The sequence below is a fragment of the Bradyrhizobium sp. 1 genome (assembly GCF_023073315.1).
Classification (GTDB): domain Bacteria; phylum Pseudomonadota; class Alphaproteobacteria; order Rhizobiales; family Xanthobacteraceae; genus Bradyrhizobium.
The window spans coordinates 223,660-238,725 of sequence record NZ_JADPJH010000028.1; the positions used below are offsets into that span (position 1 = coordinate 223,660).

Annotated in this window: 14 protein-coding genes; 5 read left to right on the forward strand and 9 right to left on the reverse strand. The window is 63.4% G+C overall.

What is annotated here, in order from left to right:
• Positions 1 to 191 precede the first annotated feature (191 nt).
• Together IVB29_RS23475 and IVB29_RS23480 are read right to left on the reverse strand one after the other, a co-directional pair.
• Positions 192 to 386 (reverse strand): hypothetical protein, encoded by a 195-nt coding sequence (locus IVB29_RS23475; RefSeq protein WP_247505773.1) that lies wholly within the window; start codon positions 384 to 386, stop codon positions 192 to 194.
• 114 nt (positions 387 to 500) lie between these two features.
• Complete coding sequence (locus IVB29_RS23480) at positions 501 to 683, reverse strand: hypothetical protein (protein ID WP_247505774.1); 183 nt, start codon at positions 681 to 683, stop codon at positions 501 to 503.
• 242 nt (positions 684 to 925) lie between these two features.
• Between IVB29_RS23480 and IVB29_RS23485 the strand changes: the two genes are divergently transcribed.
• Positions 926 to 1,111, forward strand: a complete 186-nt coding sequence (locus IVB29_RS23485; protein ID WP_247505775.1) for a hypothetical protein — start codon at positions 926 to 928, stop codon at positions 1,109 to 1,111.
• Between the two features lie 6 nt (positions 1,112 to 1,117).
• On the opposite strand, the gene IVB29_RS23490 is transcribed toward IVB29_RS23485, so the two are convergent.
• On the reverse strand, positions 1,118 to 1,918 hold the full coding sequence (locus IVB29_RS23490) for a phytanoyl-CoA dioxygenase family protein (protein ID WP_346731297.1): 801 nt from the start codon (positions 1,916 to 1,918) through the stop codon (positions 1,118 to 1,120).
• Positions 1,919 to 2,075: 157 nt separating this feature from the next.
• On the opposite strand from IVB29_RS23490, the gene IVB29_RS23495 reads away from it, so the two are divergent.
• Both IVB29_RS23495 and IVB29_RS23500 read left to right on the forward strand, forming a co-directional pair.
• Complete coding sequence (locus IVB29_RS23495) at positions 2,076 to 3,362, forward strand: divalent metal cation transporter (RefSeq protein ID WP_247505776.1); 1,287 nt, start codon at positions 2,076 to 2,078, stop codon at positions 3,360 to 3,362.
• A 508-nt stretch (positions 3,363 to 3,870) separates the two neighbouring features.
• Positions 3,871 to 5,085, forward strand: a complete 1,215-nt coding sequence (locus IVB29_RS23500; RefSeq protein WP_247505777.1) for a mandelate racemase/muconate lactonizing enzyme family protein — start codon at positions 3,871 to 3,873, stop codon at positions 5,083 to 5,085.
• A gap of 5 nt (positions 5,086 to 5,090) precedes the next feature.
• On the opposite strand, the gene IVB29_RS23505 is transcribed toward IVB29_RS23500, so the two are convergent.
• From IVB29_RS23505 to rocF, 4 genes are all read right to left on the reverse strand, one after another.
• Positions 5,091 to 5,375 carry a hypothetical protein gene (locus IVB29_RS23505; RefSeq protein WP_247505778.1) on the reverse strand — a complete coding sequence of 95 codons (285 nt, stop codon included), beginning with the start codon at positions 5,373 to 5,375 and terminating at the stop codon, positions 5,091 to 5,093.
• A gap of 114 nt (positions 5,376 to 5,489) precedes the next feature.
• Entirely contained in the window at positions 5,490 to 6,032 is a 543-nt protein-coding gene (locus tag IVB29_RS23510; protein WP_247505779.1) for a cytochrome c, read from the reverse strand.
• Positions 6,019 to 7,287, reverse strand: coding sequence for a sulfite dehydrogenase (soxC, locus tag IVB29_RS23515; RefSeq protein ID WP_247505780.1), 1,269 nt, complete (start codon positions 7,285 to 7,287; stop codon positions 6,019 to 6,021). The genes IVB29_RS23510 and soxC overlap by 14 nt, the downstream gene beginning before the upstream one ends.
• A 164-nt stretch (positions 7,288 to 7,451) precedes the next feature.
• Positions 7,452 to 8,429, reverse strand: coding sequence for an arginase (gene rocF, locus IVB29_RS23520; protein WP_247505781.1), 978 nt, complete (start codon positions 8,427 to 8,429; stop codon positions 7,452 to 7,454).
• 266 nt (positions 8,430 to 8,695) lie between these two features.
• On the opposite strand from rocF, the gene IVB29_RS23525 reads away from it, so the two are divergent.
• Entirely contained in the window at positions 8,696 to 8,959 is a 264-nt protein-coding gene (locus tag IVB29_RS23525; RefSeq protein ID WP_247505782.1) for a hypothetical protein, read from the forward strand.
• A 17-nt stretch (positions 8,960 to 8,976) separates the two neighbouring features.
• Here the strand turns inward: IVB29_RS23525 and IVB29_RS23530 are convergent, their stop codons facing one another.
• Positions 8,977 to 11,721, reverse strand: a complete 2,745-nt coding sequence (locus IVB29_RS23530) for an EAL domain-containing protein (protein WP_247505783.1) — start codon at positions 11,719 to 11,721, stop codon at positions 8,977 to 8,979.
• 61 nt (positions 11,722 to 11,782) lie between these two features.
• A complete protein-coding gene (locus IVB29_RS23535; protein ID WP_247505784.1) occupies positions 11,783 to 13,021 on the reverse strand; it encodes a FecR family protein in 1,239 nt (412 codons plus the stop codon).
• Between the two features lie 130 nt (positions 13,022 to 13,151).
• Here IVB29_RS23535 and IVB29_RS23540 point away from each other — a divergent pair, with 130 nt between their 5' ends.
• Positions 13,152 to 14,948, forward strand: a complete 1,797-nt coding sequence (locus tag IVB29_RS23540) for a POTRA domain-containing protein (RefSeq protein WP_247505785.1) — start codon at positions 13,152 to 13,154, stop codon at positions 14,946 to 14,948.
• The last annotated feature ends 118 nt before the right edge of the window (positions 14,949 to 15,066 follow it).

The following is a 15,066-nucleotide window of genomic DNA, read 5'->3' on the forward strand; positions in this document are numbered from 1 at the left end:
CGCCTCGGCGAAGTCAGCAAGCTCCGTGCCGGTGTCATCGGTCAAGGCGGATCCGTCCACGATGTGGAAATAGTAACGCTGCATATGGCGCTCCCATTGCGGCGGGAGCGCAGTCGCGTCTCTCTGTCACCGGCAACAGCCAAAGGTCTCGGGCGGTGATAAGTCCCAAAACACCGGCAGCGGCGAAGTTCCTATTTGGGGGATTGCAGACCGGGAGAGTTCAGCCATTCGGTCATATGCGACCCGGTTTCGGCCTGGCGCGCCTTGCGGATCAGGGCTTCGCGAGCCGGTCCGGCTGGGAGTTTCCTGGCTTCCTCCCGAAGGCGCTTCGCTTCCTCTGTCAGCCTTATTTCAAGCGGGGAAGATTGAATGATTTTGCGGCGCATGGCCCACTCCAACCAAACTACCTCCGCATCTAACGTACAATGATGGTTCCGGTTCCCACAACCGAACTGTGCCGCTGTCCTCGCCAGCGGCGTCAGTTCGAAATTTTGCCGAGGCTAGTTTGGCTCTTCTGGAAGGCTCGGGGACGGCAAGCCGTACTGCGCTGCACGTTTCGCGGCCAGCTTCCGGTACGAGTCGGCTTGCTTCAGCAGATCGGCCTTGAACTTGGAGTCGGTTTCCCCTTCGGCCAAGGCTTCCAGCTGCAGCGCGCGCTCAATGTACTCCGTAAGCAACTTCACCGGTGCCCCGCCCAATCTCCGTGGCGGCTCTTAGCTAATACGTCCGTGGTTCCCCGGTCTACAACATAGTTAACCCGGCCAGCACCCGCTCAGGGCCGCCAACGCGATCGGGCCCGTTGGGCTCAATGACGCAAACTTTATTCAAATCCGGCAAATCGGATTCGGCGGAACGAAATTTGTTCGCGCCAGACTGGGACATGCCGCCCGCGCGGGCGCAGTCGAAAGCTTCGGAGAGATCTTCGATGTACTACGTCGCCGCCGCATTGCTGGTGCTGTCGGGCCTGTTCTACTCCTCGGGCCATCACGAGCTCGGCCAGTTCGGCTCGGACGTCTGCACCTATGGCAGCGTGTTCTGCGAGAACCCGGTGGTGGTCTTCACCGGCGGCGCGCTGGCCGCCGCCTGGGGCATGTTCGTCAGCATCAAGTAACGGCGCTCAAGGGACAAACATTTCGCTGGTATCCATGCGCACGTTGCGGATGGCGCGGCAGGCCTCCATGGTCGTGCGATTGCCTTCCTCCACGAAGTTCAGCAGCAGCGAACGTCGCCGCGCGCCGGAGCGGTTGCAGGTCGCTCCGTGCGCCAGATCAGCGTCGAATACCAGAATGTCTCCCGCCTCACCCGCCGTGATCAGGGACAGGGCCTCCGCCGGCTCGACATGATCAAGAGATCCTGGGTCGAGATGACGCGGGACCACGCGCGTGGCGCCGTTGTCCGGCCCGTAAGCATCGAGGAAGACCAGTGCGGCCACGGCTTTCATGCCGGCACCATCGCGATGCAGCGGCTGATGGCCGCCGTCCTTGAGCGGTTCGCGGCCTTCGACCTGGGCGAGATAGAACGGACCGGCCAGCATCCGCGCGCCCGCGGCCAGCAGCAGCGGCAGCCGGCAGGTCCGCTGCACCGTCGGATCGAGATCGACGAGGGCGTGGCGCCAGCCCGCCCCTCGCGGAGCGGCCCACTGGTCGCCGGCCCCGACACCCGCGTCGAAGGCAGCGCGCAACGCATCGCGCCATGCCGCAGGGACTGCGCCCCGCAGCAGCAGGTAACCGTCGCGATCCAAGCTTGCAGCTTGCTCCGCGTTCAGCGGCTCGACCTTCGTGGGAGGCGAGGCAAGGCTCATAACGCTCATTACAATCTCAGCGTGTTTCTCGCAAGGGCGTCGCGCAACACCACCGGCAAGCTGTCGGTCGCGGGCAGAAACAAAAGAAAAGCCCGCGACCGGTGACGGCACGGGCATCGACAGTTCTTGCGATGATGTCCTTATACAGGTGTTTTGCCCGACGGGTCAAACAAAATTCGCAAAATCGGAAATTAAAGCGTGGGGCCGCGTCTGCGTCGGGAACTTTTGTTCCCTCGCAGCATTTCCTTACCGACTTTGCCCCTCGAGACCCTTCATGAACGACAGCGCCCTCGCCCCGACGAAATCCGCGCCGACATTGCTGCAAAGGCTGGGGCCGGGCCTCGTCACCGGGGCGGCCGACGACGATCCGTCGGGCATCGCCACCTATTCGCAGGCGGGCGCGCAATTCGGCTACGGGCTGTTGTGGACAGTGTTCCTGACCACACCGTTCATGATCGCCATTCAGCTCGTCAGCGCACGGATCGGCCGGGTCACCGGCAAGGGGCTGGCCGCCAATGTGATGCGGATCGCGCCGAGATGGGCGGTGCTGGCGCTGGTCGCCATGCTGGTGGCCGCGAACACGTTCAACATCGCCGCCGACATCGCCGCGATGGCCGAGGCGCTCTCGCTCGTGATCGGCGGTCTCAACCACGAGCACGCGCTGATCTTCGCGGCAGGCTCCACCCTGCTCCAGGTGTTCCTGCCCTATCGCCGTTATTCGCCGGTGCTGAAATTTTTGACGCTGACGCTGTTCGCCTATGTCGCAACCGCCTTCACGGTGAAGATTCCGTGGGGCACGGCGCTGCTCGCCGCGGTGTGGCCGAAGGCCAATGTCAGCGCCGACTATCTCATGATGGTCGTCGCCGTGCTCGGCACCACCATCAGCCCCTATCTGTTCTTCTGGCAGGCCTCTCAGGAGGTCGAGGAGATGAACCAGGGCAAGCATGACAAGCCGCTTCGCGAGCTCAAGCGCGGCGGCAATCCGGAGCTCGCGCGCATCCGGGCCGACACCGTCGCCGGGATGCTGCTATCCAACGGCATCGCCTTCTTCATCATCCTCACAACGGCTTCGGTTCTGCACGCCAATGGCGTCACCCGCATCAATTCGGCAACGGAGGCTGCCGAAGCGCTGCGGCCGCTCGCCGGCGACTTCACCTTCGCTTTGTTCGCGCTCGGCATCATCGGCACGGGCCTGCTCGCGATCCCGGTGCTGGCGGGCTCGGCCGCTTACGGCGTTGCGGAGATTTTCGGCTGGCACGCCACGCTCGAGGCAAAGCCCGACAAGGCCGCGGGCTTCTACACCATCATCGCCGCCGCAACCGCGATCGGCTTCGGGCTCGGATTCACCGGGATCGACTCCATCCACATGCTGGTGTGGAGCGCCGTGCTCAACGGCATCGTCGCCGTTCCGATCATGGCGATGATGATGCTGATCGTCTCGAGCAGCACGATCATGGGCCGCTTCAGGGCCCGGTCGTGGCTGATTGCGCTGGGCTGGGCCGGCACCGCGCTGATGGCACTGGCCGTCCTCGCGCTGCTCGGCTCATCCTTGATCGGCTAGAGCGGCGACAGCGCCGCCGAAATCTGTGAAGCGATGATGAAGGCCGCGAACACAGCCGGCACGCTGATGAACCGCAAGAACTGGTCTATCGAAAGCATCGCTGTCCCCCCCAAAGACAAACTGCAAAGACAAAGCGCCCTCGCCCGCCGCGCTATTCCACCCCTCGCGCGACGTGCTGGTCGGCCGTCAGAAACTGATCGGAAATGGCAGCCCCACTCATCGTGAGCAGCGCCAGAATCGAAATCATGGCCAGAAATTTCATGGCCCGAAGGTCAGTCCCGATTGTGGCCAAAAATGTCAGAGCCTGGTCCAATTTCGCGACGATCCCGGAAAGATCATGAACACCCGAATTCTACGGGCTTTCCGCAAGAGTGACCAAAAATCGACGCTTGGCCAAGTATTTGCAGGCTTCACTGTGCTCCGTCGTTAGCCTAACAATTGTGGCTGGGCTCGGGCTTGCGACCGGGACACAAAACCAAGAACGCCCGGCCGGGCGACGGGGAGCGTCATGACCAAATCGTCAAAAGCAACGAGCATCGAAATCCTCGCCTGCGATGCCGGCTGGAGAAACTATCATTTCGTCAAGCTGACGACCGAAGACGGCATCGTCGGCTGGAGCGAGTTCGACGAAGGCTTTGGTTCGCCCGGCGTCGGCGCGGCGATCCAGCGCCTCTCGGCCCGCGTCATCGGGCAAAACGTCTTCCAGCACGAGCGCATCTATGCCGAGCTGTTCGCGGCCACCCGCCCCGCGGCCGGCGGTGTCGTTGCCCAAGCACTCGGCGCGATCGAGAATGCACTGCTTGATGCCAAGGCGAAGTGCCTCGGCATCCCCTGCTACGAGCTGCTCGGCGGCAAGATCCGCGACCGTGTCCGGGTTTACTGGTCGCATTGCGCAACCTGGCGCATCAATCATCCGTCCTGGTACAAGCCGCCGATCGAAAGCCTCGACGGCGTCAAGGCCATGGGCCGCGAGGTGCGTGAGAAGAAGTTCACCGCGCTCAAGACCAACATCTTCTCCTATGACGATGGCAAACCAACCGGCTGGCGCCCTGGTTTCGGCTCGCCATTCTCGCCCGAGATCAATGTTGACCGGAAAATCCTGCGTGACCTGCGCATGCATCTGGAAGCAATCCGTGATGGCGCGGGCCCCGACGTCGACATCCTGCTCGACTGCAACTTCAACGCCAAGACCGAGGGCTACCTGAAGATTCTGCGCACAATCGCGGATCTCGACATGTTCTGGATCGAGATCGACAGCTTTAATCCGGAAGCGCTCGGCTACATCCGCCGGCAAAGTCCACATCCGATTTCGTCTTGCGAGACGCTATTGGGCCTGCGGGAATTCCTGCCCTATTTCCATCAGCAGGCTATGGACGTCGCGATCATCGACACGCCCTGGAACGGCGTCTGGCAGTCGATGAAGATCGCGGCCGCAGCGGAAGCGTTCGAGGTCAACGTCGCCCCGCACAATTTCTACGGCCATCTGTGCTCGATGATGAACGCGCATTTCTGCGCCGCCGTTCCGAACTTGCGCATCATGGAGATCGACATCGATCGCCTCGCCTGGGACCGCGCGCTCTTCACTCACGAACCGGACATTCAGAATGGCCATCTGGTCATCCCGGACCGGCCCGGCTGGGGTACCGAGCCAAACGAGGAAGCGCTGCGTGCGCATCCGCCGAAGACGAGCGGCGGCCTCCTCAACTACGGCCGCAAAAGTTGACGCTCTTACGGCGTCACGGGATTGACGGTCGGGGACGTCTTTGGCCCCGGCCGCTCCGGCTCGACCGGCGATTTGGGTTCGGTAGGAAGCACCTTGGCGCCAGCCGCGTGTGCCGCCTCGCCCGTAGTTGCATACATTGCAACATGAGCCGGCTGCGTCTTGGCACGATTCCACGGCCAATGGTCGACGATCAGCATCGCCGCGATCGTCAAGCCGGCCACAATCAGCGCGATCACGCCAGGATGGCGAAGCGCTGAGGACATGGAGTTTGCGAAGCGATCAGTTGTCATCGAAGGATCCAGACTGTTTCCTCTCGCAGGTTAATTCAATTGCGTCCTGCGAGTTCCACCCTTCACGTAGGCAAGTTCCGAGCCAGCGAGTGGAACTTGACTATCCCTATGCCTTCACTTTTTCACGTCGGGCCGCGCATCGCCGACAAACCTGTCGCGGTTCGGCATTTTCACAGCCGCGAGCGATTTGGCGTCGAGTGTTGCATCCGCTCCCAGCAACCCGTTCAGATTCAAGACATAGGCGGACACCGCATAGACGTCCTCATCGCTCAGCGATTGCGGCGCGTTCTGCGGCATGGCGCGACGGATGTAGTCGAACAGCGTTGGCGCATAGGGCCAATAGCTGCCGACCGTGCGGACCGGCTTGGCAGTCCCGATCGTGCCCAGCCCACCGGCGAGCCGGTCGCCCAAACCGCCCTCGCCCTTTTCGCCATGGCACGAGGCACATTGTTGGGCGAACACTTCGCGCCCGTGACTGACTGAACCGCTTCCCTCCGGCAGATTGCTGCCGTCGCGTCCGATATCAATATTCCAACCCGCGGTCTCGGCGGCCGTCGCCGGCCGCCCGATGCCGTACGTGCTTTGCGCCTGTGCTCCGTTCACGAAGGCAGACAGAGCGATTGCAACGGCGATGCCGTAGATCTCACGCCAGCGCATTGGCCACCTCTCCATCAGCAGCGATGCGCCAGGGCCAGATCGCGTTATTGTGGTAGAAATAATTCTCGCCACGCACGGCGAGCAGCTCGGCCAGCGTCGGCTGCACATAGCCGGTCTCGTCGACGGCACGACTCTGGATCACGGCAGGCTTGCCGTCCCACTGCCAGGGCAAGCGGAAGCGCGTGAGCGCACGCGTCAGCACCGGCTCCTGCAAGCCGGCTTCCTGCCAGCTCTTGCCGTCATCGACGGACACTTCGACGCGTGCGATCTTGCCGTGACCGCTCCAGGCGATGCCGGTGATCTCGTGGAAGCCGGGCGCGCTCAACCGCTGGCCACCGGAGGGACGCGTGATGATCGACTTCGCTTCCATATAGAAAGAGAACTCGCGCGCGGTGCCGTCAGGCAGGAGATCAGTGTATTTCGAAGTCTCCTCGCGCGAATAAACGGGCTCCGCGGTCACATGCAGGCGCCGCAGCCACTTGACGCTCATGTTGCCCTCGAAGCCGGGCAGGAACAGCCGCAGTGGATAGCCCTGCTGCGGACGTAACCGCTCGCCGTTCTGGCTGTAGACCAGCATGGCGTCTTCGAGGCACTTCTCGATCGGGATGCTTCGGGTCAGTGCTGCGGCGTCAGCGCCTTCGGCGATCACCCATTTGGCGTCGGGCTTCAACCCGGCCTCCTGAAGCACCAGCTTCAGGCTGACGCCGGTCCATTCCGCGCAGCTCACCAAACCCACAAGGTCCGATGCCGTTTTGCCGTAAGGCTTGCTGTAGCCGGGATTGCCGGAGCATTCGAGAAAATGGATGCGTGACTCCGACGGGAAACGCCTGAGATCGTCTACGGTGAAGATCAGAGGACGCTCGACCAAACCGTGAAGCATCAGCCGGTGCTGCGCCGGATCGATAGTCGGAACGCCGCCATGATGCCGCTCGTAGAACAGCCCGTTCGGCGTGATGATGCCGTCGAGGTCCTGCAAGGGCGACCGGCTGGACGCAGAGATGTATTGCTTGAGAGTCTTCGAGATGTTCCTGACGACGCCTTTCTCGAACGGCGATGGCGCGCCATAGAGCTGGCCTCCCGTCGGCTCACCCGGCGCCTTCATCCATTCGGGCACATTGGGCGGAAGGTTGTCCGTCTCGGCCACAGCAGCGTCCGCACCGAGAACTGCGCCTCCGAGCGCTGCCGTGCCGGCTGTCAGGAAACGGCGGCGTGTGGCCGTCACGGGATCATCATCGGAACGTATCGTGCTGCTCATTGCGGACCCTCGGCTGGCGCTGAACCCGCATCAAACAGTCCGCTAACAGCATTTGCAATTCGCGGCTGTTTCAAAAGCAGGCGATTTCGACCAGGACTGATCTAAATCCGCCGGCTGCAAGAGCAGTTCCTTTCCTTGCAGCGCACAAACGCCGCCCGCCCTATTTACTCGCCCGGAGCGATTGCGTTGCTTGGCGTCGGACGGTCCGTGATCTGCTGCCCAAACAGGCTGCCGATCAGCTCGACCGCGGTGCGCGCTGTCCGGCCGCGCTCGTCCAGGAACGGATTGAGCTCGACGATGTCCACCGATCCCACCACGCCGGAATCGTGCAGCAGCTCCATGATCAGGTGCGCCTCGCGATAGGTCGCCCCGCCCGGCACCGTGGTGCCGACGCCCGGCGCCACGCATGGATCGAGAAAGTCGACATCGAAGCTGACATGCAGCACACCATTGCTGGCCTTGACGCGCTCGATGACGCGGCGGATCAGCACGGCGACTCCGAACTCGTCGATCTGGCGCATGTCGACAATCCTGATCCGGCGTGAGCGCATCAATTCCCTTTCGAGCTTGTCGATCGAGCGTGCGCCGAACAGATCGAGCCTCTCAGGAACGATCGACGCACGCGGATCATCGCCGAGCAGGCCGTCCAGGCCAGGCTCGCCACACAGGAACGCCGCCGACATGCCGTGCATGTTCGCCGTGATCGTCGTCTCCGGCGTATTGTAGTCGGCATGCGCGTCCAGCCAGAGCACGAACAGCTCGCGTCCGCGCTCCTGCCAATGGCGCGCCATCGCATTGACCGAGCCCATCGACAGCGTGTGGTCGCCGCCGAGGAAGATCGGGAGCGCGCCGGTTTGCGCGATCTCATAGCCTCTGCGGCTCAGCACGCGCGTCCAGCGTTGGATTTCGCGGTAGTGATTGGCCTTTTCGGGCGGCTTGTCGGCGAGGTCCCTGACCTCAGCCACGGAGAGATCGCCGTAATCGACGACCTCGAAGTCCAGGCTCTCCAACAATGTCGCAAGGCCCGCGGTGCGTAGCGCCGCGGGGCCCATCAAGGTGCCGCGCTGCGAAGCCCCCATGTCGATGGGCGCGCCGAGCAAGGCGATGCGCCGGGCTCGATCTGTCACGGTCGGATCGGTCACGGCAATCTCCTGAGATCAGCAAGGCTGCGCCAGCCTAACAGAGATTCGCACCCGTCGTTTCACGGAGAAAATGTCCGTTGTACGCCTCGATCCCGGAACAAACTCCCGCGCGCCGCATTTTCAATGCGAGGCCGGCTCTCGCCGTTCAAAACGGCGCCTGTCGCGGATAGCCAAAGGTCTCCGGACCCGCTGTTCAAAACTAGCGCTCGCGCGGATAGCCAAAGGTGTCGGCCTCATTCATTTCGTCAAAAGCGGAGTTCGCGAACTTGACCACGGAGATTCCGCAGCCGATCCCGACACAGCCCGGCATGGCCGAGCGCGCCATCGACGCGGCCACCGACGTGTCGCACACCATCGGCGAAGTTGCTGGAGGTTTGCGTACCGCTGTCGACCGCCTCACCTATGTGATCGATGAGGCGCGAAAGCCGGGCCGCCCGCTCTCGACGGTCGCAGCGATCACGCGCGAAGCGCCTTTGGCCAGTCTGTTCGTCGCCTTCCTCTTTGGCGTAGCGGTCGCGCGCCGGCGCTAGAGACGAAGTGAGCCCGTTCAGGCAGCGCTGACAGCTTCGAGTTCAGTTGCCAAGAACTGCTTCTCGAACGCCTCGGCAGGCATCGGACGGCCGAAGAAATAGCCCTGCCCTTCCTCGCATCCCATGCTGACGAGAAAATCGGCCGTCGCCCGGTTCTCGATACCCTCGGCAACGACCGTGAGCCCGAGCTGCTTGCTGAGACCGATGGTCGAGCCGACGATCGCCGCGTCGTCGGAATCGGCGAGCAGATCGAGAACGAACGATCGGTCGATCTTGAGCCCGTCGAGCGGAAACTTCTTCAGATAGCTCAGGCTTGCGTAGCCGGTGCCAAAATCGTCGAACAGGACGCGGACGCCCAGCTGCTGGATCCGCTTGAACATGTCGAGCACGCGGCTTTCGTCGTGGAGCAGGATGTCTTCGGTGACCTCGAGCTCCAGCAGCGATGGCGTCAGCCCCGTCGCCCCGAGCAGGGCCGCAACCGAATGCGCGAGATCGCCGGAGTGGAGCTGCGAGGGCGAGAGGTTGATCGCAACACGCACGCCGTTACCGGTCAATTCCCAGGCACGCGCCTGCCGGCAGGCAGTCTCCATCACCCAGTTTGCGATCCGCTCGGACAGGGCAGACGTATTGACCACCGGCATGAACTCGCCGGGCGAGACGTAGCCGCGCACGGGATGCCGCCAACGGATCAGCGCTTCGGCCCCGACCAGGCTCCCGTCGACCAGACGGACCTGGGGTTGGTAGAACAGTTCGAACTCGCCGCGGTCCACAGCAAGCGCCAATTCGCTCTCCAGCATCAGCCGGTTCTCCAACTCCTGCCTGATCCCGCTCTCGAAGATCACGTGGCTACCGCGCCGCGTCGCCTTCGCGCGGCTCAATGCGAGATGGCCGTTGCTCAGGAGGTCGTCGGCGTTGTGTCCGCCATCGGGATAGACAGCGACGCCGAGGCTCACTTTGACGCGGTGCTGTCGTGCGCCGGTTGCAAGCGGCGCCTCGAACGCGCGTGCGATCCGTTCGGCGAACTCCACAATCGGCTCGCCGGCCTGCGCGCAGTCGAGCGCGATGGCAAATTCGTCGCCACTGAGCCGGGCGACGACCGCGTTGCCATTGACCTCGGTGCGGAGACGCTCGGCGACGGCCCGCAACACGAGGTCGCCGGCCGAATGTCCAAGCATGTCGTTGATCTGCTGGAAGCCGTCGAGCCCGAGCACGAGCAATGCGACATCTGAAGACCGCCGCTCCGCATCGGCGATCAGGTTGGCAAGGCCAGCATGCAGCATGTTGCGGTTGGCAAGACCTGTCAGAGCGTCATGTTCGGCGAGATATCTGACGCGTTCGGCCTCGCGCTTGCGAACCGAGATATCGCGCAGGATCGCTCCGTACTGGAAGCCTTCCGTTCCCTGCCAGCCTGAGAAGCTCGCTTCGACAGGAAACGTCTCGCCGTTCTTGCGACGCCCCTCGAACTCGACGACAACGGCCCCGCCGGGCACCAGCAGCGCCTGGCGCGCAGCATCGCGCATGGCAAACGCCTTTGCGCGACCGTCCGCCGACACGGCGCAGAGGGTTTCGAACGGACGTCCGATCATCTCAGTCGGCATATAGCCGAAGATCGCGCTGGCACCAGGATTCCACACCGTGATCCGGTGAACCTCGTCGGTGCAGACCAGGCCATCGCCAAGCGACATCGCGATCCGATGAAAACGGCTCTCGGCGATGCGCCCAAGAAGGCTGCGGAAGTCGATCTCGTCGAGCGCGATCGCTGTCAGATAGGCGATAATCGCGATATGAAATAGCGACGTGTCGATGATGAGGGGCCATCTTGCCTGAACAAGCGCTGCGGCCACCTCGACACCGCCCCCCGCTGCGACCAGGACTGCTACGCGCAGGCCCGGTGCAAAGCGGCGCCATGAGTACATCATCAGCAGGCAGATCAGGCCCAGGCCAACGATCATGCCGACATCGGACGTCCAGTGCAGCATCCGGTTCTGGAGAATCGATTCCGCCGCCAGTGCCTGAAGGACGGGCCCCGACACGATCTTGCCGTTCGGAACACTGAATCGGTCACCGAGCTCGAGCGCCGTGGCACCGATGACGACCTTCTTGTCTCTCAGCTTGTCCAGGGTCGCGGCATCGCCACGCAGCACGTCAAAATAGGAGACAGTTGGAATGGAGGACGCACGAATGCTGAAATCGATCAGGAAGGGCGGACGCCGATTGGTGTCCTGCCCGGCCAGCACGACAGCCATCGATGGCATCACGGCATCGCCGAGCTTCTCGCCGACCGGATAGCGGCGAACGAGACCGTCGGATTCGATTGCGACGTTGACCAGGGCCGGCCACGACTGGTTGCTGAACGGCTTCAGGGGACGATTGACGTGGGCCGCGCCACCATTCGGCGTCGACTGCTTGAAGGACGGCAGGATTGTCGAACCGCCGACCTCGCGAAGCGCTGTGAGGAGGGCCTCGTCGGAAGCCGGATCCGACGGCGTGCTGAAATCCACATCGAAAGCAACATCCTGCGCGCCCGCGGCCTCGAGCCTGTGCAACAGCTCCGCGTGGAGCCGGCGCGGCCAGGGCCACACCCCGATCTGGTCGATCGACGGCGCGTCGATCGCGACCACGACGACATTGCCGCTGGGCGCTCGCGATTGCCAGGCGAACCGCAGATCGGTGAGCGCATTGCGAAGCGCGCCGTGCCATCCCGTGGACAGCACGACCGCCAGCGCGATCACAACAAGAATATGCGGCCGATAGCGTGTCACCTTGCTCCCCTGCACCCGTGGCGCCCGCCGCCGGATGCTCCCCTATGCCGACGGCGCGGTCCTAACGATTGCCCTTGTACCAACCGTAGTGGTGGCCATTGTTACCGTGGTTGTCATTGTTACCGTTGTTGCCGTTATTCCCGTTTCCGCTATTGCCGCTGTTGCCGGTGCCGCTGCTTCCGTTGCCGGTCGCACCAGTTCCGCTGCTTCCGCTCCCCGAACTTCCGCCGGACACATTGCCCGTTGAACCAGCGGTGGTCGCAACAGGGATCGTCGTCGCACTTGACGCCGTCGACGTGGCACTCGCCGCAGATGCACTGCTGCTCACCGTGACCGCCGTTACATTGGAGCTGTTGGCAGCCGTGGTCGTGCTCGTCTTCGCATCGCTCCACACCGTCTCCGTCCCGGTGCTGGCGTTCGCATTGCGTACGTGCCCCGTCGCAACGGCGCCGTGAGCGAGTCCGTTCGTAGCCTTGTGGACGTTCAGCTTGACCTCGCCGAGCGAGCTCGAGATGCGCACGATTCCAGTCTTGGGCGCGTGAATTCCGGTCGCCTGCTGCGATTGCTTCGGCGTGCCCGCCGCCTTGGTCCCCTTGTCGACCGGACCGAGCGCATGGATCGCATGACCGTTCGCCGCGTTGCGCGGTGCGGACAGGCCCGATTTCGGCACGGGGACGCGCTCGATCGTTGAGGCGCGCGGCTTGCCGTGCTCGATGGGGTTGAAAGTGCCGGCGCCGCTCAGGCTGAGGCCGGGCTTGCCGTGGTCGAAAGCAGTGGCCGATTGTCCCGGCATGACCTGGGCGATCTGCCCGGTTTTGAAGTCGGAGACTTCGACCTGGCCGCGAACGACGCCGACCTTGGTGCTGCCGGCGCCCACGGTCACGCTGAACTGCGTACCCTTGACCACGGCGGCGAGATAGGGAGTCTCGACTTCGAAATGCTTGACGTTGCGCTTCTCGACCTCGAGCAGGATCGAGCCCGCCTGCTGGATGATCGTGGTCGAGAGCCCCTCCTTCTTTTCGGCCGGCAAGCCGACCACCGAGTTCGGAGAGATCAGGATGGTTTCCTCGCCGCGGACGAGCAACACGCGTCCATTGCGGCCGGTGCGAATGGTATCGCCGGCCTTCAGCGTGCCTTCCTGACTCAACGACACCGTCTGCACGCCGTTCGCGGCCAGCCAGACCTCGCCCGAGGACTTGCTGACGGACCAGACGCCGTCATCGGCGGCGGATGCGCCGGAGGCCGTTCCCAGGATCAGCGCGGCCACGAAGGCGCACCGCATTCCAACTCTGACCAGCATGACGACCCTCAGTCCGCGTTACAGCGAGCCCCGAGGGATATCCGAAATGACTCAAGGGAGGATTAGCGGAAATCAGCAAGCCAAGCGGCCGCATTAACCAATCATTGACCATAAAAAACTATGAAAAATCATGCGGCTAACGAACCCTTACCGGCTGATGGGCACTTCTCCGTCAAACTACGGAGATCGGCTCGTTGCGCACTTTGAGAAGCGGCATCTGCTTACCGCGCTAGTGTTGGTCGCGCCGATCGTCACGGGAATTTCGCAAGCGCTCGCGCAGCAGTCGAACCAGCCAGGCTTCGATCCTCGGCAGCCCGAGAAATACTTTGAAAACCAAACCGAGCAGGAATCGCTAAGACGTCCTCCGGTCAGACTGCCGACGGTCGGGCAGCCCAATACCGGCGGCGATACCAAGCCGCAGTTCGTCCTCCGCGGCGTCAATGTCAGCGGCGCTCACGCCATCCCCGGCGATCGCATCGCCGCGGTCTATCAGACCTATCTCGGCAAGAAGGTCTCGCAAGCCGACCTCGCCACCATCGCAGGCGCGATCAGCGACCTCTATCGTGCCGCCGGTTTCCATCTGAGCCGAGCGATCGTGCCGCCCCAGGACATCGCCGACGGGCGCGTCAAGGTCCAGGTCATCGAAGGCGCCATCGTACAGGCCGAACTGAAAGGCGACGGCGCCGAACAGTTCGGCGTGAGGCCGATGCTCGGGCCGGTTCTTGCCGAACAGCCGTCGCGCCTGGCAACGCTCGAACGCCAGCTCTTCCTCATCAACGGCAGGCCGGGCGTCCGGATCACCGATACGGCACTGGAAGAGATTGGCGGTGCGACCGGCCGCTTCCGCCTCATTGTCTACGTGAAGACCTGGCACGTCTTCTCGTCGTTTGGCCTGGACAATCTGGGCTCGTCATCGGTCGGCCCTTGGCAGACCTATGCGACCGGCGCATTCAACTCCTACCTCACGCCGGGCGACACACTGGTGGCCAACCTGTCGACTATTGCCAACGATCCGCGCGAGCTCGGCTTCGCGCGGCTGTCCTATGACGCCCCCGTCGGCGTCGATGGCGTTCGTCTCGGCGCGTCAGTCCTCTACAGCGCGGTGCGGCCGGGCGACGCCCGCCGGCTCGACAGTGACATCACCACGACCGAGGCGTTCGAGGTGAGGGCCAGCACCGTACCCTTCATGTCGCAATCGTCCGGACTCACGCTCACCGTGGCCGGGACCTTCAGCAACGTGTCCGAGCACGATCTCTACGGCCCCTGGTACAACGACCACATCAGGACCGCGAGCCTGACGGCCGACTACCGTCTTCAGGATCGCGTCGGCGGCACCAATTTCGCGACGCTGACTTACCGTCAGGGTGTCGACATCTTCGGCGCTTCGCATTTCGACGACGATCTGTTGTCACGCGATGGCGCCGCGTCGAACTTCTCGGTGCTGAATCTCTGGTTCACGCGCTACCAGACGCTCAACGACGCTTGGTCGCTCAAACTCTCCGCGGCGAGCCAGACGGCATCGCGGCCGTTGTTCACCTCGCAGCAATTCTATCTCGGCGGCGCGGCTTTCGGCCGGGGCTATGGCGCAGCCGAGATCAGCGGCGACAATGGTCTGGCCGGCTCGCTTGAAGTGCGTTTCGACCAGAAGCTCAATTTCCGCTACTGGACCGGCTATCAGCTCTACGCCTTCGGCGACGCCGGCGCAGTCTGGAACGACGGCTACCGCCTGAGCGACGGCCTGGCGCTAACGTCGGCAGGCGCGGGCGTGCGGTTCTTCCTGTGGGACGATATTCAGGCCGACCTCGGCGTAGCCGTCCCCTTGAGCTACCGGGCGCCGGACAATGAGCGCCGCAGCGCGCGCTTCCTGTTCACGCTGTCGAGCGCGTTCCGGCTCTGCCCCCAGCGCGGCAGGGGCGGCTGCCTCTAGCTGCGAGTCCCTCGCGCTACGTATCCCCTCATGCGGCCCCTTTGCGGCCTTGCTCACAGACTTGCCTAAATTTAATCCCGTAACCTGCTCACGATCGCTCGATCCGGGAACTGCCAAT

Excerpts from the sequence above, each read along its gene's own strand:
- IVB29_RS23475 (WP_247505773.1), bottom strand. The coding sequence starts at position 386 with ATGCGCCGCAAAATCATTCAATCTTCCCCGCTTGAAATAAGGCTGACA.
- IVB29_RS23485 (WP_247505775.1), top strand. The coding sequence starts at position 926 with ATGTACTACGTCGCCGCCGCATTGCTGGTGCTGTCGGGCCTGTTCTAC.
- IVB29_RS23490 (WP_346731297.1), bottom strand. The coding sequence starts at position 1,918 with ATGCCCGTGCCGTCACCGGTCGCGGGCTTTTCTTTTGTTTCTGCCCGC.
- IVB29_RS23495 (WP_247505776.1), top strand. The coding sequence starts at position 2,076 with ATGAACGACAGCGCCCTCGCCCCGACGAAATCCGCGCCGACATTGCTG.
- IVB29_RS23500 (WP_247505777.1), top strand. The coding sequence starts at position 3,871 with ATGACCAAATCGTCAAAAGCAACGAGCATCGAAATCCTCGCCTGCGAT.
- IVB29_RS23505 (WP_247505778.1), bottom strand. The coding sequence starts at position 5,375 with ATGACAACTGATCGCTTCGCAAACTCCATGTCCTCAGCGCTTCGCCAT.
- IVB29_RS23510 (WP_247505779.1), bottom strand. The coding sequence starts at position 6,032 with ATGCGCTGGCGTGAGATCTACGGCATCGCCGTTGCAATCGCTCTGTCT.
- soxC (WP_247505780.1), bottom strand. The coding sequence starts at position 7,287 with ATGAGCAGCACGATACGTTCCGATGATGATCCCGTGACGGCCACACGC.
- IVB29_RS23535 (WP_247505784.1), bottom strand. The coding sequence starts at position 13,021 with ATGCTGGTCAGAGTTGGAATGCGGTGCGCCTTCGTGGCCGCGCTGATC.
- IVB29_RS23540 (WP_247505785.1), top strand. The coding sequence starts at position 13,152 with ATGCGGCTAACGAACCCTTACCGGCTGATGGGCACTTCTCCGTCAAAC.